19 protein-coding genes are annotated in these 23,825 nt (G+C 37.9%); 11 read left to right on the plus strand and 8 right to left on the minus strand.

Going from position 1 to position 23,825, the window contains the following annotated elements; all coding sequences use genetic code 11:
• Positions 1–31: 31 nt before the first annotated feature.
• Positions 32–637 carry a VTT domain-containing protein gene (locus AN486_RS06855; RefSeq protein ID WP_039201960.1) on the minus strand — a complete coding sequence of 202 codons (606 nt, stop codon included), beginning with the start codon at positions 635–637 and terminating at the stop codon, positions 32–34.
• Positions 638–1,266: 629 nt separating this feature from the next.
• Here AN486_RS06855 and AN486_RS06860 point away from each other — a divergent pair.
• On the plus strand, positions 1,267–2,049 hold the full coding sequence (locus tag AN486_RS06860; protein ID WP_039201961.1) for an ABC transporter permease: 783 nt from the start codon (positions 1,267–1,269) through the stop codon (positions 2,047–2,049).
• Between the two features lie 102 nt (positions 2,050–2,151).
• On the opposite strand, the gene AN486_RS06865 is transcribed toward AN486_RS06860, so the two are convergent.
• From AN486_RS06865 to AN486_RS06880, 4 genes are all read right to left on the minus strand, one after another.
• A complete protein-coding gene (locus AN486_RS06865) occupies positions 2,152–2,871 on the minus strand; it encodes a Uma2 family endonuclease (protein WP_290599838.1) in 720 nt (239 codons plus the stop codon).
• Between the two features lie 39 nt (positions 2,872–2,910).
• Positions 2,911–3,072, minus strand: a complete 162-nt coding sequence (locus AN486_RS06870; RefSeq protein WP_199924393.1) for a hypothetical protein — start codon at positions 3,070–3,072, stop codon at positions 2,911–2,913.
• 410 nt (positions 3,073–3,482) lie between these two features.
• Complete coding sequence (locus AN486_RS06875) at positions 3,483–4,976, minus strand: glycosyltransferase family 39 protein (protein ID WP_290599849.1); 1,494 nt, start codon at positions 4,974–4,976, stop codon at positions 3,483–3,485.
• A 33-nt stretch (positions 4,977–5,009) separates the two neighbouring features.
• A complete protein-coding gene (locus AN486_RS06880; RefSeq protein ID WP_053538433.1) occupies positions 5,010–7,448 on the minus strand; it encodes a hypothetical protein in 2,439 nt (812 codons plus the stop codon).
• Positions 7,449–7,495: 47 nt separating this feature from the next.
• On the opposite strand from AN486_RS06880, the gene AN486_RS06885 reads away from it, so the two are divergent.
• The 6 genes from AN486_RS06885 (at position 7,496) to AN486_RS06910 (ending at position 11,649) form a co-directional block, all read left to right on the plus strand.
• Entirely contained in the window at positions 7,496–8,440 is a 945-nt protein-coding gene (locus AN486_RS06885) for a glycosyltransferase family 2 protein (RefSeq protein ID WP_027402068.1), read from the plus strand.
• 130 nt (positions 8,441–8,570) lie between these two features.
• Complete coding sequence (locus tag AN486_RS06890) at positions 8,571–8,945, plus strand: EamA family transporter (protein WP_027402067.1); 375 nt, start codon at positions 8,571–8,573, stop codon at positions 8,943–8,945.
• A 356-nt stretch (positions 8,946–9,301) separates the two neighbouring features.
• A complete protein-coding gene (locus AN486_RS06895; protein ID WP_053538432.1) occupies positions 9,302–10,240 on the plus strand; it encodes a polysaccharide deacetylase family protein in 939 nt (312 codons plus the stop codon).
• A 296-nt stretch (positions 10,241–10,536) separates the two neighbouring features.
• Entirely contained in the window at positions 10,537–10,695 is a 159-nt protein-coding gene (locus AN486_RS06900; protein WP_290599841.1) for a hypothetical protein, read from the plus strand.
• Positions 10,696–10,763: 68 nt separating this feature from the next.
• Complete coding sequence (locus tag AN486_RS06905) at positions 10,764–10,979, plus strand: hypothetical protein (protein WP_290599842.1); 216 nt, start codon at positions 10,764–10,766, stop codon at positions 10,977–10,979.
• A 289-nt stretch (positions 10,980–11,268) separates the two neighbouring features.
• A complete protein-coding gene (locus AN486_RS06910; RefSeq protein WP_290599843.1) occupies positions 11,269–11,649 on the plus strand; it encodes a hypothetical protein in 381 nt (126 codons plus the stop codon).
• Between the two features lie 145 nt (positions 11,650–11,794).
• On the opposite strand, the gene AN486_RS06915 is transcribed toward AN486_RS06910, so the two are convergent.
• Positions 11,795–12,499 (minus strand): restriction endonuclease subunit S, encoded by a 705-nt coding sequence (locus tag AN486_RS06915; protein WP_168634939.1) that lies wholly within the window; start codon positions 12,497–12,499, stop codon positions 11,795–11,797.
• 3 nt (positions 12,500–12,502) lie between these two features.
• On the minus strand, positions 12,503–14,254 hold the full coding sequence (locus AN486_RS06920; protein WP_168634940.1) for an N-6 DNA methylase: 1,752 nt from the start codon (positions 14,252–14,254) through the stop codon (positions 12,503–12,505).
• Positions 14,255–14,495: 241 nt separating this feature from the next.
• Between AN486_RS06920 and AN486_RS06925 the strand changes: the two genes are divergently transcribed.
• Together AN486_RS06925 and AN486_RS06930 are read left to right on the plus strand one after the other, a co-directional pair.
• Positions 14,496–14,777 carry a hypothetical protein gene (locus AN486_RS06925; RefSeq protein ID WP_233455368.1) on the plus strand — a complete coding sequence of 94 codons (282 nt, stop codon included), beginning with the start codon at positions 14,496–14,498 and terminating at the stop codon, positions 14,775–14,777.
• A complete protein-coding gene (locus AN486_RS06930; protein ID WP_233455369.1) occupies positions 14,720–15,130 on the plus strand; it encodes a hypothetical protein in 411 nt (136 codons plus the stop codon). Before AN486_RS06925 ends, AN486_RS06930 begins: the two co-directional genes overlap by 58 nt.
• 229 nt (positions 15,131–15,359) lie before the next feature.
• Here AN486_RS06930 and gltB read toward each other — a convergent pair whose 3' ends face one another.
• Entirely contained in the window at positions 15,360–20,045 is a 4,686-nt protein-coding gene (gene gltB / locus AN486_RS06935; RefSeq protein WP_290599844.1) for a glutamate synthase large subunit, read from the minus strand.
• A 1,135-nt stretch (positions 20,046–21,180) separates the two neighbouring features.
• Between gltB and AN486_RS06940 the strand changes: the two genes are divergently transcribed.
• Together AN486_RS06940 and AN486_RS06945 are read left to right on the plus strand one after the other, a co-directional pair.
• Entirely contained in the window at positions 21,181–23,034 is a 1,854-nt protein-coding gene (locus AN486_RS06940; RefSeq protein WP_053538428.1) for a phosphodiester glycosidase family protein, read from the plus strand.
• Positions 23,035–23,392: 358 nt separating this feature from the next.
• On the plus strand, positions 23,393–23,809 hold the full coding sequence (locus AN486_RS06945; RefSeq protein ID WP_290599851.1) for a phosphomannose isomerase type II C-terminal cupin domain: 417 nt from the start codon (positions 23,393–23,395) through the stop codon (positions 23,807–23,809).
• Positions 23,810–23,825: the final 16 nt, after the last annotated feature.

Consider the following 23,825-nt stretch of genomic DNA (forward strand, 5'->3'; position numbering starts at 1 on the left):
GATTGGTAAACTGTAATCAAAACAAAATATTTTATCCTTTATTAGCTCTGTTTTCCTTAATTACATGAATAATCGAAGGTAATAAAGAAACAACAACAATTAAGCCAATTATTGGTAATAGATACTTATCTAATTGTTCCGCTGGTAAAGATTTTCCTAAGAAAAACCCTAACAAAGTAATACCAAATGTCCAAACAAAGCCACCAATTAAGTTATAAGACATAAAAGACCGATAGTGCATAGCTCCAACACCTGCTACAATCGGTGCAAAAGTTCTAACGATTGGCATAAATCTAGCTAAAACAATTGTTTTTTTACCATGCTTTTCATAAAAATCTTGAGTTTTCACAATATGTTTTTTATGAAATAACCAAGAATCATCCTTATCAAATAACTTTCTCCCAAATTTATGTCCAGTAAAATAACCGACATTATCACCCAATACAGCACAAACAAACGCACCAAAAATCAGCACCCAAATATTCAGCAAGTTCTGAGAAGCAACAAATCCCGCTGTAAATAATAAACTATCACCGGGCAGAAAAAAGCCAATCAATAAACCAGATTCAGCAAAGATAATTCCCCATACTCCAAAATAACCCAACGATTTAATTAGTTCCGGTAAATTAAAGTGCATAAAATCGGATTTGCTTAAGAAGTTGCATTCAACATTTTAGCGTTCATAAATTTATAAAAATAAAAAATAATATTAAGTTCATATAAAGTTACTTTATATAGGACTCCGGTTTGATTCCTGATAGCGTTCACGTAGTGTGCCGTTCGCGGTAGCGTGCCGGAGGCATCAGGCATAGCGTGGCGTTAGCCATATTTTCCTGCGTAGGAAGGCAAGAGGCAATCATGCAAGAGGATTTGAGAATATGAAGGTGTACCGAGTTTTGTATGGCTACGCCACGCAAGCTATCAAAAATCAAATAGGAGTCCTATATTTAAGTAGGTGAACACAATAAAACCAAACTGTGTAAAGAAACGTAAAATCGCCTAAAGCTTCTTCAATCTTGCCTCTTGCCTTGCTATATACTCAAAACGGCTAGAAGCTGGACTTTTTTATCATACAAAGAACAAGTTCAAAGCCTCTCCTTTGCACCTCTCCCTAACCCTCTCCTAAGAGGAGAGGGAAAAGGAATAACATTTAATACTGGAGAGGTTTACCAGAGGGGTTTCGTATTTGGTTAAACTATTAACCGTTTTCAGTATAACCACAATTTTCAACGCCAACCTACTTACCTATTGGGGTAGAGACGAAAAATGCCAAGATATTTAAAAGTGTTGAGATTATTTTGGAGTGCTGCCATTTCCGCAGAAATGGAATATCGTATCAATTTTATCATTTATGCTATTAGTAGCTTAGGCAATTTAGTGGGTGGTATCTTTAGTTTATTCCTGTTCTACCGTACAGGTTACACTTTTTCGGGTTGGTCATGGGAATCAGCTTTAGTAGTTTTAGGAATTTTCACACTATTACAAGGCTTTGCTGCCACCTTTCTCGCTCCCAACTTAAATCGGATTGTGCGTCATGTCCAAGAAGGGACTTTAGACTTCGTATTATTAAAACCTATTCGTAGTCAGTTTTGGTTATCTCTTCATACCATTTCCCCCTGGGGAATACCAGATTTAATCTTTGGACTATTGATCATTGTCTATGCTGGTACAAAACTTAACTTAGGTATTGATAAATACTTATTGAGTATCTTTCCGTTAACTTGTGGTTTAGTTATTCTTTATAGCCTGTGGTTTATACTAGGAGCAACTAGTATTTGGTTTGTAAAGATATATAATATTACTGAAGTATTAAGAGGGTTTTTAGAGGCTGGAAGATACCCAATTACAGGTTATCCGGCTGCCTATCGCTTCTTCTTCACTTTCATAGTACCAGTAGCTTTTTTAACTACAGTTCCCGCCCAAACTATGTTAGGTCAAATTCAACTTACCTGGTTGCTGGGTGCAGGATTATTAGCTTTGATATTGTTTTTCATTTCTACCCAGTTTTGGCGGTTTGCTCTCCGTTTTTATACTAGTGCTTCTAGTTAATTGGACTGACTAGACAAAAATTAAGATCCCCGACTTCTGTTGTAATCGTCTCCAGAAATTGTGATTTGTCTTGAGAAGTCGGGGATTTGGGAAACCTAACGATTACAACATATCTGGATTTTCACCTAATTCTCGTAATCTGGCAGCTAACCTAGCTGCTTTTGCTTGAGCTTCCTCCTCTCGTGATTTAGCTGCCTCCTCTGGTAATAAAACTAGATTGCCCGCAACATCATAAAACCGCACCCAAATCGCAGTTTCCCTATCTATAGTTCCTTCCCAAGTTCCCAACCATAAACCCAAACGTCTACACCATAGCCAACCATTTTCATTTGGTCTTAATGGCTGATACTGTTGTTCATGATCTAAATGCCATCCTTGTAAAGAATTAGCATCAAATGGGTCATAGACAAAATAATCGGAGGTATGGAAAGTCTGTTCATAAAGGTCTTTTTTAATTCCCTTATCTATTCCTGATGTAGACCGTGACATTAATTCCACAATCACATCAGGATAGCGACCATTTTCTTCCCAAACTACCCAACCTTGTCGAGGGTTACTACCATCAACATTGAGAACAGCAAAAAAATCGGGACCGCGAAACTCACGATTACGAATTTGGCTACTGCTGTAGTAAATAAACATATTGCCCCCAGTAAAATAATCATTGCGGTCAGACCAAAGCTGCTGCAATGACCGAATGAGGACATTCATCGCAATCCGGTGTCTATTTGATTCCAAGACTTCACCATCATCAAATATTAAGTCAGCAGGTGGATGATGGGGTTCCCAGTCCACAATGGCTAGATTGTTTTCGGTAGTCATGAGTGATTATCACCTTTTTCATCAAGCCCTAAACTTCCATCATAATCTGTCTAAAGCTTTCTCAAAGTCTTTGATTATGGCGGTAATTGCTGAAAATTTAGAAAAATTTCCGATTTTATCCCGTACTATTACAGACAAGCGAATTTGATGGCGAATACGCAGCAATATTTTCAGAAAAAATAGGCGCACCAGCCAAGACATTTAGAGGGTGTTTGAAAAGTCATGATTGCTGTAAGTAGTGAGACAGAATTAATTACACAATGTCATTGCGTAAGCGCAGCGTGGCGTTAGCCATAGGGAACGAAGTGAAATGAAGCAATTCCAAGGGTTGTGATTGCTTCCCTTCGCTCGCAATGACTGTAAATATTTTTGTCCAATTACTTATCAAATGTTTTACCCCTCCCTAATCCTCCCTTTATAAAGGCTATCGTGTACACACAAGTTAAATTACCCCCCTTAATCCCCCGATGCTTTGGGGGGAAACCGGAAAAATTAGTTCCCTCCCCTTGTAAAGGGGAGGGTTAGGGTGGGGTAATTCGAGGAATAATGGTGATTCGATAACTTGTGTGTACACTGTTTTTCAGCAAGTCCTACCTGTATATTAATTAGCATTAATTTGTATCTACCAATTTAAAACCATTAGCTTCTCCCATAACCTTAATTTGATTTAAATTAATTTTCTGCAAAGTATCCTGACCCAATAATAAATAAGATTTATCAGCAAACTTATCTTTTAAATCTGCCATAGATATAGGAATAATTTTACAATCACTATAAAAATCTAAACTAGGACGACTATCAGGAAAAGAAGTATAAATTTGTGTTCCAGGTGGCACATTATCTCTAATTAACGCTGCCACTGGTAGAACAGGGAATTTTTCATTTAACTCCCATATCCACGATTGAGAACTCATCAACATTCCTAAAACTAAATACATTCCCGCAAATAAAACCGGGATAAATTGACGGTTATGCTGATTAACGAACCATGATGTCATCCCCATAGTCATTGCTAAAACAACACTCATTACAATTAACAATGGCTGTTTATCGAATATACTAAAATAAATGCAACCTGCTAAACCGACAATAACTAAAAATGCAAAAAATCCCGTCAAAAATCTGGTTTTAAACTTCTCCTCCTGCCAAATGTAACTTAAATTAGCCCCAATTGCTAAAGCTAAAAATGGATATATGGGCATAATATACCAGGGTAATTTGGTACTCATTAAAGAAACTATGGCAAAATAAACAATTGTACCAATGAGAGTTAAACAACCCCAAGCAGTATGACGATTTTTCCAACTTAAATATAAACCTCCTGGCAAAAATAACAACCAGGGAAAACCATATTTGATCACTTCCAGTAAATAATACCAAATCGGACCAGTATTACCTTCCACAGCTTTTCCCAGTCTGTCAAAAGCTTGGGATTGAAAATGCACTTCTAAGAAAATATTACCATAATGTTGCCATTGGGCAAAATACCAAGCAATAGCCGGTAAATTACCTAATAACATTCCTATCCATAGAAATGGATTTTTTAATATAGCTAATTGTTTATTAGCAATGATAAATAAACCTGCTATTACTGCTAAAACTACTACTAACATTCCCTTTGTCAGAGTAATTAAACCCAAACAAAATCCGATACCAACAGCATATTTTCTATCATGACGGGCTTTGAGAATGCAAAATAACAATAACAAGAAAAAGGAAACAGTCATTCCATCTAACATTGCTAGTCTACCATGACGGACTACAGGCAATAATGTTAAATAAACCAAAGCTGAAAATAAAGCTGGTAAATTTTTTATAAAAGCTAAACGTCCAATTAAATAAAGTAAAGGTACTCCTAAAGCTGTTAAAAATGCTCCCGGAAATCTGGTAGTAAATTCTTGCACTCCTCCGATATGATAGCAAACAGCAATAAACCATTGCATCAAAGGTGGTTTTAATAAAAAAGGATCTCCTTGGATAGTCGGATAAATCCAGTTACCAGTGCGATAAATTTCCCTGGCAACTATAGCATAAGTACCTTCATCCCAATCTCGTAAAGGTAAATTACCCAAACCTATTAGCGATAAAATTAAAGATGCTACCAATAAACCTAAAAACCATTGTTTATGACTCATATTTTATAAATGAATTAATGGGAGAAATTTCATGATATTTGTAACTGTTTTTAAAGTCTTTAATTCTGGTATATCTGGTTTTAATTTTTCTGCTATTATCAACTGCTTTTCGGCTTGTTTGGGTTGAAAGTCATACAAATAAACAAATGCTAAATAAAGCCAAGTATAGGGATTGTGACGATCATATTTAGTTAATTCTGTTAAATTCTGAATTAATTCCGGTGCTTTGCGCTGTAAAAGTTGTGATAAAACCAAAGTATAACGCCAATTCAGATTATTTGGTTCATTCTCTAGGTAATAATTAGCGGCAAATTCAATTTGTTTTAAATAATCTTGAGTAGGATCATATTGATTAAAATTATCTATTTGCACAAAGATATTATCTAATTTTCCCTGTTGTAAGTCTACTGCCAATTGTGACATTCGGGAAACTAAATCTAAAGGTGGTGTTTTTTCTAGTTTTCCTGTATCTGTAACATTAACAATTATATTAGGAATATTTAAAGGTGTAATTTTGCCATTAATTTTATCTAAATATAGTGCGGATAGTTGATATTTTCCTAGCGGTAATTCCTGGGGAATAAATGTAGCGAGATTCTCAATTACTCGAAAATTTCCTTGAGGATGACATTTTATACCACAATATAAATTACCCAGTGCGATCGCATGATCATGATACCAAGCTGATTGTCCATTTTGCCATTTCAACAGTAACAAACCATTTTGCAATTCATCCCATGAACCTGTAATTTCATAGGTAACTGAGTTATTTTGATTTGTAATTACTTCATTAGCAATTATTACTTTTTCTAAAGCAAGTGGCTTATTATCAACATTTAATTTTTCAACAACTACATGAGGATTTTTGCGATGATATAATCGTAATTTATCACCATGAGGTAATACCCAATCATTCTGTAATTTTAACTCAGGATCAGATTCTACTAAAGATTTTAATTTGCGTTTGGTTTCTCCCTTTTCTCCTGGTTCATCTGGTTCATTATCTTTGGTGACATACCACGATAAATACTGTAAATCCTGATTTACCTGAGATAATTTCATAGTTAATTTTCTTCCATAAATGCGAAAATCAGCTAATGTCCCGAAATAATCTAAAGTAAATTCATTAACTTGGGGTGTAGAAACTGGAATTACTCCCAAAGTTGTTCTTAAATATGGAGTAGTTTGATTGATTTTCTCCATTAATTCCGCAAGGGGATATTTTTTACTCTCATCATTTGGTAAATGTTTTCCTCCCCATGCTTGAATTAGGGGTAAGGGGAATAAATTATTGAGTAAAATTATCCCACTTAATACAAAAGTTGCTAATCTTAATTTATTAAACCAGATATTGTCAATCAAGTTAAAGAAGTAAGCCAAAATTAAACTAATTACCGGAAAACAAGGCAGAATAAATCTAATATCTTTATTTGTCCCCAAGGAACAAATTATATAACTACTAATTAGAGAAATAAATAACCAAGTTAACGCGGATTTTGATAAATTATCTGGCAATACATTTTGAGTAACCCGACGTTTAAACAGATAAATTAAGAAAATACCAATACTTACAAATAATATCGGAAAACCAACTGTTTCAGGAATAGCTTGCGGATAATATAACCAACCAGCAATTGTTGTTGCAGATGGATCACCTTCTCCTATTCCCACATGATTAGCATTTAAGGCAGAAGTAATAATAGTTAACCAATTTACACTATACCAAGAACCAGCAATCAACCAAGCTAAAATTAAAGATAATCCTGTTTGAATTAGTTTAATAAATTTACGTTTGCTGATAAAAATAATTAATGTGCAGATACTAGGAATGAGAATAAAAATAAAACCTGTGGGTTTAGATAACATGATTAACCCTATTCCTATCCCTAGTAAGAGAGTTAATATCCATGATAAAAACCCACTATAACTATCTTTCCAAATTGTTAAAACTGTGAAAGTAGCTATGACAATAGCCGTTAAACCATAATCTAATAAATAATCTGTGCGGATAATTCCCATAATAGGAAATAACAAGCAAAATATGCTGGCTGTGATGCCAATTTTTCGGTTTTGAAATAAATAATTCCCTAAATGATATACTGATAAAATAATTACCGCTGTATATACCAAATTGACTAAACTTGCTTGATCATGACCCTTACCAAACAATACTAAAAAGGGTACAGTACAAATATATACAAAAGGAGCGCGATAACTAGGGGTTAATTGCCATAGAGATAACCACCAATCACCTGATAAGATATTTAAGTTTTGAAAAATCCGATAATGATGTAATGCTCCCGTTAAATGTGCGCTTTGATCATAAGCTGGAATAGATTCATCTAAGAAAAACCATGTTCTATCTATCATTAATCCTATTAACCAGATGGTTAATAGTATGATATAGTCTTTATTGATTTTTAGATAAGAGGAATAATTCATTATATTTTTATTTTCAGGCAATTAAATTTTCAATAAATTTTATCATGATCAATCAGCCCATCTACTCCCTAGTTATCCCCATTTATAACGAAGAAGAAAATATTATGGAGATGTATCGCCGTTTACATGATGTTATGGAACAGTTAGACGGTGATGTGGAATTAATTTTAATTGATGATGGTAGCCGCGATCGCTCTTTGAGTATGATGCGCGAATTACATCACCGTGATCATCGAGTCCATTACCTCAGTCTCGCCCGGAATTTTGGGCATCAAATCGCCGTTACCGCCGGTTTGAACTTTGTCCAAGGTAAATGTATCATTGTTATGGATGCCGATCTTCAAGATCCACCAGAATTAATTTTAACAATGATCGAAAAATGGCATCAAGAATACCAAGTAGTATACGCTCAACGCATATCCCGTCAAAAGGAAGGTTGGCTAAAACGCTTAACGGCATACCTTTTTTATCGTCTGCTTCGACGCTTGGCTAAAGTTGATATTCCTGTAGATACAGGCGATTTTTGCTTAATGGATAGACAAGTAGTAGATATCTTGAATTCTATGCCAGAACGCAACCGTTATGTTCGCGGGTTACGTGCTTGGGTAGGTTTTCGACAAACCTCTGTACTTTTTGAAAGAAACCCTCGGTTTGCAGGAGATGTAAAATATACTTTTGGTAAATCTTTATCCCTGGCAATTGATGGTATTATCTCTTTCTCTACAGTTCCCTTACGACTGGCAACCTACTTAGGTATTATCTCAGCTACGATTGCTATGATTATGATAGTATTAGTCCTTTATTGGCGAATCTTTGCCCCAGTCTCTCACTTAATTGGTTACACATTAATTACAATTTCCATGTTTTTCTTGGGTTCAGTCCAATTAGTTTGTATTGGTATTTTAGGTGAATATATTGGCAGAATATATGAAGAAGTGAAAGGTCGTCCTCTTTATACATTAAAAGAAAGTGGAGGCTTTACAAAAAACTAAAATGTTGACTTAAAAAAAATAATACTATTCAATAGTTTTAAATCTCAAAAACCTAGGGGCGCAGGGTCTGCGCCCTCCATTGTATTTCATCCCACCAATCACCGTTATCAATAAAATTAAGGCAATATCAGTGTCAATACCAGAATTTAGTTTACTGCTAATATCAGTTCTTATTAGTGTAGCAGGACAATTTTTTTTGAAAATGGGGGCGATTAAATTAGGTAAAGTTCATATAGGAAACATTATTAATCTCATTCTCAACATGATCACCATACCAGAAGTTTTATTAGGATTAACCTGTTATGGTATTGGTGCAGTAACCTATATATTACTCCTAACCAGAATCAATCTCAGCGTTGCTGCCCCTGCTGTATCCATTGGTTATATATTTTCTGTATTACTAGGTTACTTTGTTTTAAAAGAACCTATTTCTCTAACCCGTGTTTTTGGACTAGGTTTGATTGTCACTGGAGTGATATTAGTGATTTGGAAAAAATCAACTTAACAGAACAAATGTTAATTTTTTCTGCTAAATCCACTATTATGGAAAAGTTATCAATCTATGATAAAAGTATATCCACTCAAGGTTAGATTAGTAGCTAATGTAACTACTAAATCTCGTTCATAAATGAGAAACTATCTTCAGTTAATTATCATCTAACTACTCATGGCATTGAGGAAAAAATTATTTTTTCTTTAATAGTGAATCATGAGTTCAATCAGCAGAATATACATGAATACCAAGGACATCATACTTCAGAGTATGGTAAACTACCTCAATTTTTAGAAAAATGTGTTATAACCTACCGTCAGAGCTATCACTGCCATCAATGGTTGCTCGTCCCTTGAAGGAGTTACACTGTGGAAAATAATAAGTCTTTTTTTGGAAAGCAGGGAATATTAATTGCAATACTTGGACTAACTGGCACTTTAAGCATTGCTTTGATGATTTTATTCAAAGCGAAAATCTCTGATGCTCAAAGTCAAGGTGTAATTGTTAAAAATAAAGATATTGCAGCTAATGTGAAAACTCAGCAGCGGTTAGAGGAATTTAAAACAGAAATGCTTACCACTTGGCAACAAGAAGCACAAGCCAAAGGGGTTTCCACTGATGTACCATCTAACTTTCAAGGGATTGTCATTAGCGAGGCTAAACTTCCCCCAGGAAACAAAGTTATTGCCCTAACGTTTGATGACGGACCTTGGCCTAGTAGCACCGCCAAAGTATTAGATATTCTCAAGAAAAATAATATTAAGGGAACATTTTTTGTTGTTGGACAAAATGTCAAAAACTATCCAGATTTAACAAAACGGGTAGTTACAGATGGTCATATTATTGCTAATCATACTTGGCATCATTGGTATCATCACATGAATGCACAGACAGCAGCTTACGAAGTTGCTAATACAACAGACATAATTTATAAGACTACTGGTATAAAAACCAGTCTGTTTCGTCCACCAGGAGGAAACATGAGGAATGGAGTAGCGGCTTATGCTAAAAGTAATAAATATGCTGTTATTATGTGGTCGTCTGATTCTATGGACTATTCACGTCCGGGTGTGCCAAGACTAATTAATAACATCTTTAGGGAAGCTAAACCAGGGGGTATTGTGTTAATGCACGATGGTGGTGGCGATCGCTCTCACACTGTCAAAGCCTTACCAGAAATCATTAGCAGGTTTCGGAAACAGGGTTATGAATTTGTGACTGTTCCCGAACTTTTAGAAATGCAAGATCAATATCCCCAGTTAGTTGCCCATAATAAAACAAAATCTCAAAAAGCGAAGAAACCATAAATAAAAATGTCAGAATCAGGATAACCAGGATTAAAGGATGAACAGGATGAATAAGCTGTTGGACATTTAGATTGTATATTGCTCACAACTAAAACTCTTGTGGAACAGGCATCCTGCCTGTTTTAATTATGCAAATTAAATGTTTCTCAGCTTATACCAATTCTGGATGAAGATGCACATAATCGTAATTAAATCCTGTAAATCCTTAAATCCTGGACATCCTGATTCAGACAAAAAAGATGAAAGGATAAACAGGATAAATACAGATAAAGTAGACATCTCCAAATACGCAACGAGTGGGATTAAGTATTCTCGATTATCTCACCAGGGAACGACTCAGACTCAAAGAATTAACCAAGGTTATTCGTTCTGGTGATTTTCCTGTGGAACAGTTACAGGTTACTCGGAAAATTAAGAAGGGTGAAAAGGCTCTTTTGGTTCTGGGTAATAAGTAGGTGAACACAATAAAACCAAACTGTGTAAAGAAATGTAAAATCGCCTAAACCCTCTTCACTCTTGCCTCTTGCCTCTTGCCTTTTGCCTTGCCATAACGACAATTTTCAACGCCAACCTACTTACTGGGGATGTTGTGACGTTTTATCAAGGAGTTCGGGGACTGACTAATTCTGAAAGCTATTCCAGTGGGTATTATTTGGAGTTGATGGCTAAAAAACGAGATGAGTTACTTTCGGTTGTTGAGCCTCAAGGTGATGTGGGAAAGCAGTTGAGTTTGTTTTGAGTGGGGGATTATACTAATGATGAGAGCGATCGCCCACTCCATTACCATAGGCGATCGCCTATAATTTTTTTCTCTCCAAGCTACCTGGATGCCTAAGCTAGAAAGTCACCTCTATGGCATAGGCATACAATATAAGAGTTACTCTACTAAAGCCTGAAATCCGCCCAAAAAACTGAGTTTCTCCAGAACGAATCGTACTTACTTATATCTTATATCTTATATCTCAGGTTCACGTCTACTTAACACTTTTGTTGTAAAATACTACTGCTAAATTACGAGTGAGTTTATAGTGACACCTGAGAATGCCGCCATTGCAATCATAAAAGCAACTCCTATGGCGTGTAAGCGAATCAATCAAATGTCTCGTTTTCTCCTAAAAACGAGAGGAGGTAGAAGGGGCAGCGGAATGGGTTCTCTTCTGGAAGCTCTCTGGGGTTTCCACACCAACAAAGTTTTGTCAACAGTTGATCCTGAGTCCTATGCTTATGAATTGGGTTGGTTTTCCGATCATGGCTACAATGACTTTGCCTGTGTCTTAAAAGATTCTGATTGGGATTCGGACACACGAACTGGCGAGCTATTACGAATTGAAGCTAAATCAATGAATATTTTAGCGGATGAATCTAAAGGACAATGCTTATATTTCGTTTACTCACAGAAATTATCCTGATGAAGAAGCTAATCAATATTTATTAAACGAGTGGAAGGCTATTGCACAAGATTTAGGAATACAAACCAAAGGACTTAACAAGGTAGAAATTATTAGCTCAATCAGAGAAAAATATCCAGAGTATCGAGAGAAACTTAGGTTGATTTTATAGTTTTTCTACTAAAACCTTACATGGTTTTTCACCATGTTCAAGAGCATGAACAACAGTATCTACAATTTTTTGCGGAAGTTCAGATAATTCAATTGATAATTTTCGTCTGTACGAGTTTTCTTGAATTAAAAACTCTTCATACTCTTGCTGTATTTCGATCAGAGGTAAGGGTATCTCTATTTCTAGTAAATCTTGAAGTTGAAGACGAGGGAGTGCAGACCCAGTTTGTAGGTTCTGAACATACTGTTGAACATATTGTGATGCAAGAATAGCCCTTAAAAAATTTGGTAAAACCTTATTGGTATTCGGCTTTAAAACATAAAATTCACCTGAGCAAATTCCTTCCGAAATGAATTCCTCAACTAAATACACCTTATTCAAATATGGTCTAAGCCTACCGTAAAGAATATCCCCCTTTTGGAAAACCTTTGATCTTGAACGAATCTCTTTTCCATATTTTGAACGAAAGTCAATTAGATCCCCTGTTAAGGATTGAACGTTTTCAAGCCCTATATAATTTAAAAGCTTGTCTGGACTTGCTTGAGGATTCAATGTTTCCTTACGCTCAGTTACAATTTCTTGAAGCGATACCAATTCAAATATGCTATTAGAAATACTAGTTCCTTCATTACAAAAAAACTCAACTTTCCAACAAGATTTTTTCTGAAAATCAGATATCGAAGCTTTTCCAATCCACATAACTTACCATCCTTCTTTTAAGAGAAAGTATTCATATTCTTCAACCACCTTGCCAAAATCTGAAGTATTTCTAGCTCGTCCAGATGCGTCATATCCAACATCATCAATTCGAGCTATAAAAATAGAATAGTCTTGATTTTTCTTTTCATCTTTACGCCACTTACGAGCAATAAGAATGCTGGTTTTAATGTTTGCTCCAAATGGAGAGAATGTCTCAACAGGAAGACTTATAACAGCACGTATTTTAGCCTCCTCTTGCAACCAGTCACGAACATATTTAGAACTCCGATTAGCAAAAATTCCATCAGGTAAAACGATTCCAATTCGCCCACTTGGTCTTAAAAATTTAATGCTTCTCTCAATTCCTAAAACTTCTAATTGACAGGTCTTTCTCCCTTTAGAAAGACAAGATTCTCCTATTTGAGAAATGGCATCTGATCCAAGCACTGAGCCAAATGGCGGATTAGTCAAGATCAGGTCAAATGAACTTGATTTTAAATCAGGATAATTTGAAAATTCTAATAGCGCATCTGTACATCTGATATTGCTATGCCCGTCACCTTGAAGTCGCATATCAGTCATCGCAACGCGAACCATTCGGTCACTTTTTTCAATACCATGTAACTTGCCAAAAGCAAATTCATGTAAAGATTTTTCTGCGCCAGATCTATTTTGGCTTCTTACGAACTGCAAACAAGCTGTCAAGAAATGGGCAGATCCACAAAATGGATCAAGTATCAAATCAGAAATCTGGGGACGAGTTATATTAACCATGAATCGTACTACTGGGTCAGGTGTGAAATATTGACCCATACCAGCACGTATGACAGGATTTATAACTTTTTGAAATGCACGCCCCTTAACATCGGTGTCAGAATGGCTAATATCGTAATTTTGAAGAACTTCTACAATTTTTACTAAAGCTGGACTAGAAAGGCGTAATTTTGTATTAAATACCCCACGTGAACGTTGATAAGCTGGAATTTTAAGGCTAAAGACTCGTGTATCGTATTCAGTTGCCTCCATATATAAGCCTCTAATGACTGCGGCAAATTCCTCAGTTGAGCCATATAAAACCTTCTGTAAACGATAGACTTCATTAGGTTTTGTCATTTCCTCGTCATATAATTTTACATATAGGATTTTGCATACCTCATCAAGTGCTTCATCTGGATGAAATCCGTCAATATCTCTTATGTGGCTATGAATTTCAAAGAAAACATTCTCAACACGCTCCGATAACATTAGCAGCCTACTAGAAGTAGTAATATCATCATCAACTGTGTTCAGCTTTAAACTAGACAAAGCATCTGGTTGAGAGTAAACCTCAATATCAACAATATATTCACACTTGTCACTATCAAATCGACGGCGTAAAAATTTAGTACCTTGATCAGTTCCATCTGTTACGATGCCCACTCCAGCGGTGTTACTCTTTATAAGAATTGATACTAGACGATTTTCAGCCTTTTCTAATTCATTTTCCTCGCTAATAGAAATCCAAAAAAAAGGTTCTCCATTAGTTGTTAACAAACGAATCCCAAAAAAGTCTTCAACTTCTAACTCCAAACTTTCAGAGTCAACTAAACTGATTTGATTTTCTAACCAGCCAGTTGGGTAGTTATAAGTTTCTAGAAGTTCTCGGAGTATCCACTGACGAATTGATTCTTTAGAACGGTTCTGAATCCCTAGACTGAACTCTTGAAGCAGCCAATCATCAGGATGTACTACATAAAAGCTTCTTAGATGGGGCATTGTATGATTTTGAAAGCACGACAGACAGATATATTGACTTGTGTAAAACATTATCATACACTCTTGACTGAACGTCAACTATCTTTGACAGTTTGTCAGCAGTGATTTCAATATGACATTAAGTAACCCAAGTTGAAGAACGAAAGTGCCATTTTGTTGAATGACTGCTTTCCCATGCAAACAAAATTATAGTAGGCTTAGAGCTAACGCTCATGTACGACAATACAATTGCCGTACTACCATGCCAACATACTTGTACTTTAGTGAAAACGAATTCTTTCTAACTCGCACCATCAAACAACTAAAAACCCACACTCTAGATCAACAATGGGCAAACTTCAACCATACAGAATACCCCCCAGAATCTAAAGAAACCATTCCTCAAGCATTATCCGATATCATGACACCACCAGTTGGGAGTAGAGGAAGATTAGTACATTTGCCCAACAGCACATTACTGGGAGTGTGTTCAAAAGAAATTTTGTTGCAGTTGGAGTCCATTCTGCTAATAGTTTACAACTAGCCAACGCCATTCGCTTGGGTAACATTGCTCAAGCATTAGAATTTGTTGAACACTTAATTAACTGTAACGAACCAGCTTTAAAGATTACCGCTACCCTGACTACAACCTTTCGCACTTGGCTAACAGTCAAACAGATGATCATCACAGGGTGTCAAGACGACAATACGATCGCCCAACTTGCAGACGTGAAAAATCCCAAACGCTTGTATTACATCCGCCAAGAGGTTGCTAATTGTTGTGTAAACAAGCTGAAAAATAGTTTAAAAATGCTATTGGAACTTGAGCTAATGCTCAAATCTGGTGTAGATGAAAAACTCGCCTTGCAAACTCAAATTATCCAACTTTGCTCGTAGGTACTACTTCTTGCAAATGCAATAGACACCTCGGAAATTTAACCTAAAAAGCTCCGGTTGTTGTAAGGAAATTAAATTTCTGGAGATGTCTAGTTATTAATTAAATCCTGGAAATCCTCAAATCCTGGACATCCTGATTCAGACAAAAAAGGATTAAAGGATAAACAGGATAAAGTATTTAATTAAATCCTGTAAATCCTCAAATCCTGTACATCCTGATTCAGACAAATTACACAGAACTCAATTGTTTTTCTGCTACTTTGGCTTCTGGACTATCAGATTCAGAAGGTGGTACTAATTGCCAGAACTTAGGTAAATATACTTCCCAATTAGCAATAATTTCCTGTGCCTTGGGTGAACCCGTTTTCTGGGCATGAGTTTGAATTAACTCATACAATTGTTTTGCACCTGCTTCACTCACAACCCGTTGCACTTTGACGATCGCATGATTGACAAAATCAGGGAAATTACCGACTTCATCAAGGAAATAAGCTAAACCGCCTGTCATACCTGCACCCACGTTGCGGCCAGCTTTACCCAGAACCACAATTACACCACCAGTCATATACTCGCAGCAGTGATCACCAGCCCCTTCAATTACGGCTGTACCTTTAGAGTTCCGCACCGCAAACCGTTCTCCGGCTAAACCATTGGCAAATAACACCCCACCAGTCGCCCCATAAAGGCAGGTATTCCCTACAATCACGTTTTCTGCTGGGTTATAGGTGGCATTGGCTGGGGGCTTAATAATAATTTCCCCACCGTTCATGCCCTTACCAACATAGTCGTTTGCTTCCCCTACTAAGTTGAGAATCACACCATCCAGGTTAAATGCGCCGAAGCTTTGCCCCACACTTCCCTGGAAATTCAGGTTTATTTGCCCTGTAAAGCCGTTGTCACCGTATTTATGAGCGATCGCCCCAGTTAACCTTGCGCCGACCGTTCTATCAGTATTTACGACGGTAACGGTTTTACTAACTTCACCCTGATTCTGAATCGCGGCTTGAATATCTGCATCAGCTAGTAACTGATCATCTAAAACTGGTCCATTGCTGTGAACTTTTTCATGCACCAACCAACTACGATTAACTTTTGCATCTGGCAGCTTAGTTAAACAATTCAAATTCAAAGCTTGGGTTTTATTCAGTCTAACTTCAGAACGCACCGTTAATAAATCAGCGCGACCAATTACTTCTGATAAAGAACGATATCCCAATTTAGCTAACAGACTCCGCACCTCTTCCGCGATGAAGTAGAAGAAATTAACAACGTGTTCGGGAATGCCAGTAAACCGTTTCCGCATTTCTTCTTTTTGAGAAGCTATCCCCACAGGACAATTATTAGTGTGGCAAATCCGCGCCATAATGCAGCCTTCCGCAATCATAGCTATGGAACCGAACCCAAACTCCTCTGCCCCCATCAACGCCCCAATTAGGACATCCCAGCCGCTTTTCAGACCACCATCTACCCGCAAGATGACGCGATCGCGCAAGCTGTTTTCCATTAATACCCGATGTACTTCCGTTAGCCCCAATTCCCAAGGACTACCCGCGTGTTTAATCGAAGAGAGGGGTGATGCACCTGTACCGCCATCATGTCCCGAAATTTGGATAATATCGGCGTTAGCTTTAGCCACACCCGCAGCAATTGTGCCAATCCCGATTTCTGCGACTAATTTCACCGAAACTTGAGCTTTAGGATTAATTTGGTGCAAGTCAAAAATCAACTGGGCTAAATCTTCAATCGAATAAATATCATGGTGGGGTGGCGGGGAAATCAAAGTTACACCCGGCTTAGAACGCCGCAACATGGCAATATAAGGGCTTACTTTGGGTCCAGGTAGCTGTCCACCTTCTCCTGGTTTTGCACCTTGGGCAATTTTGATTTCTAGTTGTTGGGCTGTAGCTAAGTATTGGGGAGTAACGCCGAACCGTCCTGAGGCAATTTGTCTAATGGCACTTGCAGCCGTGTCACCATTTTTCAACCCATTGAGATGAGGCAGAGTAGGAGATTTACCAGCGGTATCAACATCATTTAAAACGTTGTAACGAACCGGATCTTCGCCACCTTCACCAGAATTAGATCTACCACCAATGCGATTCATTGCGATCGCTAAAGTTTCATGTGCTTCTCGTGATAACGCCCCTAAAGACATCCCACCAGTACAGAAACGTTTAACAATATCATTAACTGACTCCACCTCTTCCAAAGGAATTGGTGAGCGCTCGCTGTGGAAATCTAGCAAATCACGCAACGCCGTTACCGGACGATTGTGCAGATGTTGCTTATAAACCTCATAATGGTCATACTGCTTACCATTGACAGCCTTATGCAGCGACTTCGCCAATTCTGGGCTATTCATGTGGTATTCACCACCGGGACGGTATTGGACAAAACCTAAGTTTTCCAACTTCTTCGCCGTCAATTCCGGGAAAGCCTTACTGTGGAAAGATAACACCTCTTGTGCTAATTCACTCACACTTAAACCACCAATCCGGGAAGTTGTTCCCCGGAAACCCAAAGCCAACAAATCACCACCAATCCCAATAGCTTCAAATATTTGCGCCGCTTGATAACTGGAAAGTAGGGAAATACCCATCTTCGAGAGGATTTTCAGCAAACCCGATTCTATAGCTTTGCGATAATTTTCTACGGCTTGATTTAAAGTCAGAGTGGCAATTTTGCCCCTAGTCATAAACTGCTGAGTTTTGGGTTCATGCCACCAAGCAGTTACAGTATCTAAAGCCATATAGGGACAAACCGCCCCCGCACCATAACCCAACAAACAGGCAAAATGATGGGTACTCCAACATTGGGCTGTATCCACAATTAAGGATGTTTTCATCCGTAACCCTTCACGGATTAAGTGATGGTGAACCGCACCAATGGCTAATAAAGGAGGAATATAGGTATATTCTGCCGCAATCCCTGTACCTGTTCTGTCACTTAATATGAGAATCTTCGCACCAGCCCGCACCGATTCCGCAGCTTGTTTTTGCAAAGATTCCACAGCCGTTTTTAAACCATCTGGTCCTGTGGCTATGGGAAATAAAGTTGACAATTCAGCCGTTGCAAATCCTGACAACTTAATAGTTTCTAACTCTGTTTGAGTGAGTACAGGAGACTCCAACTTGAGTCTGCGGGCGTATTCCGGTTTAGGTTCTAATAAATTCCCCTTTTCACCCAATTCCACCGTCAGCGCCATCACCAACTTTTCCCGTAAAGGGTCAATCGCTGGATTAGTAACTTGGGCAAACCGCTGTTTAAAATAGTCATACAGCAAATGGGATTTTTCTGACAATACCGCCAAAGGAATATCATCTCCCATACAGAAAGTTGCTTCTGCACCCGTACTAGCCATAGGGTGAATCACCATTTCCACATCTTCTATGGTGTAGCCAAAGGCAATTTGCTGTTGTAATAAGACTTGTGAATCAATTTTGTCAGTTGTCAGTTGTTCGTTGTTTGTTGACAAATGCCCATTACCGTTACCATTGCCATTAACTACAGACTTACCCTTCACTAACTTACTCAATTCTTGGCGGTATTGTTGCAACCATTCGCCATAAGGATGTTGTTTAGCAATGCGCTGTTTAATCTCCCAGTTCTTGAGGATTTCTTGGGTGTTTAAATCCACCGCAATCATTTGTCCTGGACCGAGTCTACCTTTTTCGAGAATGTTTTCTTCTGGGAAATCCACAACTCCAGCTTCGGAGGCAACAACAATATAATCATCTTTGGTAATGACATAACGCGCAGGTCTTAAACCATTACGATCTAATGTTGCTCCAACTTTTTTGCCATCGCTAAATACTAACAGCGCGGGTCCATCCCATGCTTCTTGCAAACCGCTGTAATATTCATAAAAATCCACAATTTCGGGATATTCAGCCAAGGAAGGTTGATTTTTATACGCTTCGGGAACCATCATCATTAACCCTTCTAAAGGGCTGCGTCCCGAACGCACCAACAACTCTAGTACATTATCTAAAGTAGCAGAATCACTATTATCAATGTTGACCATTGGTTTGAGTTCGTCAAACCGATCTTCCCAAATCGGATGACTAAGGGTGGCTTCCCGTGCCATCATCCAATTAATATTCCCCAACAGGGTGTTAATTTCTCCGTTATGACCTAATAACCGCATTGGTTGGGCTAAAGGCCATTTAGGCATCGTATTGGTACTAAAGCGGCGATGATATACTGCAAATGCCACTTTAAAAGCCGGATTTTTTAGATCTTCGTAAAAATCCCCCAAGACAGCGGAACGCACCATGCCTTTATAAACAATTGTCCGGCTAGACAAGGAACAGACATAGAAATCTTCAGAAATTTTTCTGCCCGCTTGCATAATGCGGCGACGGGCAATATACAATTCTCTTTCTAGTTCATCACCGCTCTTATCAGCACAAGAAATTATAACCTGTTCTATTTGGGGTTGATTTTCTTTTGCTTGCATCCCTAATACTTCTGGACGCACCGGAACTACTCGCCAGCCCAGTATAGTTAATCTCTCCTCTGCTGCTATTTGTGCAAATGCAGCCTTAGCAGCTTTTGCGGCTGTTGCGTCTTGGGGAAAAAATATCATCCCCACCGCCATATTACTCAGCTTGGCAAAATCAATGCCATGATTCTTGTCTTGTGCCAATAATTCCCAAGGAATCGCTGTTAATATCCCCGCACCATCTCCAGAATCTTGGTCAGCACTACAACCCCCTCTATGTTCTAAGCAAGTTAAAGCAGTTAAGGCTTGATCCAAAATTTCATGACTGGCAATATTTTGACGATGGGTAATAAACCCGACTCCACAAGCATCCCTTTCTTCTACTAACCACTTTTGTCCTGGATATGTATCTGGAAAATTAGTATCTGACACTGTAATTTGCTGACCCTGATTCGATGGTTGATGATTCATACTCTATTCCTGAAATGTTGAGGTACAGATGTTGTTATTACTGCTAAAGGGAAATTTTCTCAGTTTTGGCACTGGATAAAAATACATAATTACCAAAGTTTAGAGATAACAATTTTAGCTTGACGTTTAACTAAAGCTGTGTTATCAATACCTATTTATTTTTTGTTTGTTTACAAGAATACTCGGTAATTTTAATCCCCGTCATCAATTCTTACTCAATTTCTATTTTCTCTTGTCATAATTTAGCATTTTATGGATAATATTACCTATACAGGAAGCAATACTACTCGGTTAAGCATGAAAAGTCATTATATGGTAGGTCGGGTTTCGTTCCTCAACCCAACCTTATCAAGGATTTTGTTTGGTTTCGCTGTCGCTCAACCCAACCTACATTTCCTTAACCGACAAGTATTGATACAGGAAGGGTAATCAACCTGTCTAAAAACCCAATTGCTGCCTAAATCGCAGACACCATACCTTGACAATTAAACGGCGGTTGCTCTACTTGGTGAGACCCCACCTCTGGTTTAGAAACCGCAAGGAATCTAAATTAAGTGGTTTCGGTGAACTAAGAATCTCACTGACTTTAGCCGCTGAGAGTGTCAATGCACTATATAAACAAACTACCCTAATCCAGAAAGACCTGTAAATCCAACGGTTTTGAAGTTTGCAGTTTTTTTGCTCACGGCTTACACCATGCAAGCTATTCTTGTTCTTTGCTGATTACTGATAGCTCCCAAAAATTAGCCTATTTTCACTATATGCCCATTTGACAATTCCTAAAACATATCTATTTTTCCCTGTATTCTGGCTGTTTATTCATGACCAACCACAGGAACTTGAGATTTTAGATTCAAACCCCAAAACCTAAAATTTTAGAGATGAGGATAGGGTGTCCGAATTTCACCTTTAACCCCCAACAGTATCATAGCAGGCTCCAATTAATTTGTATTATTTAAGACAATTGCAGCTAGTATTTTTAGCATAGTAACTGCCTGCTACTCTGAATAAGAGACACAGACCCAAGATAAATAATATCACGAATATTTCTAAAAAAGGTAATTATTTTTTAAATTTTCTGATAAATTTTCGCTAGGCTGGGTTTTGATTGATAACTTTTAAAAATACCCAGTCAATGATCTTGAAAATCCTAAATTCTGTATTACCGCTACTGTCAACAGCACTGTGTTTGACTGCTACTTATGGGGCATTTGCTCAAGATACTCCTAGTTTACTAACTCCCGTTCCCACTTCCGTTAGTGCTGGTAATCAAATTATTCTCAATGGACGGATTTTACCAGGAGCATGGTTACAACCAACAGCAACCACCATTAAAGGACAAACTTATCTAAGTGATGGTGCAGTTAAGCAATTAATAGGGATAGATTTACTCAATAGCAGTAATCCTGGCAAACAACCAGTACAGTGGTTTTCTGGCTTGACAAATCCCCTCATTTTTAACACGAATCTTAGCGGAGGATATCGTTATTTAGATATTACTCAATTAGCCCAAACAGCTAAATGGCAAATTCAAGCTAATGGTAACACTTTGGTAATTTCTACTCCCCCTTCTCAACTGAAAAACATTCGTCTGGGTAAACAACCAAAAGGAGATAGAGTTGTCCTCGATTTAGATATAGCGACCCCTTGGCAAATTCGACAAGAATTACCAGTTAAAAAAGTAGTAGATCCTGATGAGATTATCTCTAAATCTACCACACCACCCAACAGAGAATGGACGCTTACCCTAGATGGTATTGCTGATCCGACTTTAATACAACGCTATAACTCTCAACCCACTACACCACCCATTTCCGTATCAATAATTCAAAAAGTGGAAGTGGTTAATAATCAAACAATTCTCCGTCTTAGTATTCCCTTTGGTCAGTCTCTACAAGTTAGCACTATTCCCCAACCCAATCGCTTAGTTATTGATATTCAACCTGATGCCATGGTGGAAAAAACTATTGCTTGGGCGCAGGGATTACAATGGCGACAGCAGTTGGTAACTTTAGGAACAGATCGCTTTCCTGTGGTTTGGTTAGATATTAACCCTCGGTCTGTGGGATTAAGTATTAAGCCTATAATTACTAATCCGCAAACATTAACTGGTACAGCCCCTTTAATCCAAACTGCTCAAAATTACTTAGCAGTAGCCGCAGTTAATGGTGGTTATTTTAACCGTAATAATAAATTACCTTTAGGCGCAATTCGGCGAGATAATCAGTGGATATCCGGTCCAATTCTTAACCGAGGAGCGATCGCTTGGAATAATAACGGACAATTTTACTTTGGTCGGCTCACCCTCACAGAAGCCTTAATTACGAACAATAATCAACGTCTACCCATTTCCTTACTTAATACTGGCTATGTCCAACGCGGTATCGCTCGTTATACTCCAGTATGGGGAAATACTTATACACCTTTAGCTGATAATGAAACTATTGTAGTTGTCGAAAACAATCAAGTAAGCAATCAGTTAGCAGGAGGTAAAAGTGGTATAACTACCATTCCCATTCCCGAAAATGGTTATCTCCTCATCTTCCGCAATCAGACACCACAATTACCCATTGGGACAAAAGTTTCTCTTACCAGCACCACTACCACACCTGAATTTAGTCGCTACCCCCACATTATTGGTGCAGGTCCCCTATTAGTCCAAAATCGGCAAATAGTTCTAGATGGACCAGCAGAAACATTCAGCCCTGCTTTCATGACAAGTCAAGCAGTTCGCAGCAGTATTTGTACCACTTCCACAGGTAATCTTATGATTGCTGCTGTACATAGTCGGGCTGGTGGTGGTGGTCCAACTTTGGCAGAACAAGCAAAATTAATGCAAACAATGGGTTGTATTAATGCTTTAAATTTAGACGGTGGTAGTTCTACCAGTCTTTATTTAGGCGGTCAGTTACTTGACCGTTCTCCTAGTACAGCAGCCCGTGTTCACAATGGTATTGGGATTTTCATATCACCAAAAGTTCCTAAGTAGGTGAACCAAAATTCAGATAATCCATTATTTTTAGGACTTACGCACGCGTCGTTTTCGGCTTTGGGAATAACTTATTGGGTAGGGTGCGTCAGATAGAGGAAATCTGTTTTTTACCAAATTATCGGGTCTGACGCACCCTACAAGAGATAAAATCCGAATTACATATTTAAGAAACTTTGTCAATGCGTAAGCCCTAATTTTTTGATGAAGATTTTATGTAGACAGATTAGTTTCCGCCAGGGACTTTACCAGTCAATGGTGAGTTTTGCTATCTTTATCAAAGTGGCTAAATCTTGTCGCTTTTCCATCAACTGTTCTAACTAAAAACAGGTTTGTTATGTCTCCATCTGAGGTAACTATGGCTAAACTATCAGAAACTGCCCCAAATACTCTGACTCTACAACCAACAATTAATGCTAGAAGTATTGCTGCTGGTGAATTACGTCCTTGGGGTTCTTTCACAGTCTTAGAAGAAGGGCGCGGATATAAAATTAAACGAATTGAAGTAAAGCCTGGACATCGCCTCAGCTTACAAATGCACCACCACCGCAGTGAACACTGGATTGTTGTTTCCGGTACAGCTAAAGTAGTTTGTGGCGACAAAGAAATCTTATTAAGCAATAATCAATCAACCTATGTCCCCCAATGTACAACCCATCGGTTAGAAAATCCCGGTGTGATTCCCTTGGTTTTAATTGAAGTCCAAAATGGCGAATATCTCGGAGAAGATGATATTATTCGCTATCAAGATGATTATACCCGTTCGGAAAAGTAGGCAGGGGAGCAGGGGG

This window comes from Anabaena sp. AL93, assembly GCF_001672085.1.
Classification (GTDB): domain Bacteria; phylum Cyanobacteriota; class Cyanobacteriia; order Cyanobacteriales; family Nostocaceae; genus Dolichospermum; species Dolichospermum heterosporum.

What these genes read in the sequence shown, in the direction of transcription:
- AN486_RS06855 (WP_039201960.1), bottom strand. Translation starts at nt 637, where the DNA reads ATGCACTTTAATTTACCGGAACTAATTAAATCGTTGGGTTATTTTGGA.
- AN486_RS06860 (WP_039201961.1), top strand. Translation starts at nt 1,267, where the DNA reads ATGCCAAGATATTTAAAAGTGTTGAGATTATTTTGGAGTGCTGCCATT.
- AN486_RS06865 (WP_290599838.1), bottom strand. Translation starts at nt 2,871, where the DNA reads ATGACTACCGAAAACAATCTAGCCATTGTGGACTGGGAACCCCATCAT.
- AN486_RS06870 (WP_199924393.1), bottom strand. Translation starts at nt 3,072, where the DNA reads ATGTCTTGGCTGGTGCGCCTATTTTTTCTGAAAATATTGCTGCGTATT.
- AN486_RS06880 (WP_053538433.1), bottom strand. Translation starts at nt 7,448, where the DNA reads ATGAATTATTCCTCTTATCTAAAAATCAATAAAGACTATATCATACTA.
- AN486_RS06915 (WP_168634939.1), bottom strand. Translation starts at nt 12,499, where the DNA reads ATGTGGATTGGAAAAGCTTCGATATCTGATTTTCAGAAAAAATCTTGT.
- AN486_RS06920 (WP_168634940.1), bottom strand. Translation starts at nt 14,254, where the DNA reads ATGCCCCATCTAAGAAGCTTTTATGTAGTACATCCTGATGATTGGCTG.
- AN486_RS06925 (WP_233455368.1), top strand. Translation starts at nt 14,496, where the DNA reads ATGCCAACATACTTGTACTTTAGTGAAAACGAATTCTTTCTAACTCGC.
- gltB (WP_290599844.1), bottom strand. Translation starts at nt 20,045, where the DNA reads ATGAATCATCAACCATCGAATCAGGGTCAGCAAATTACAGTGTCAGAT.
- AN486_RS06940 (WP_053538428.1), top strand. Translation starts at nt 21,181, where the DNA reads ATGATCTTGAAAATCCTAAATTCTGTATTACCGCTACTGTCAACAGCA.
- AN486_RS06945 (WP_290599851.1), top strand. Translation starts at nt 23,393, where the DNA reads ATGGCTAAACTATCAGAAACTGCCCCAAATACTCTGACTCTACAACCA.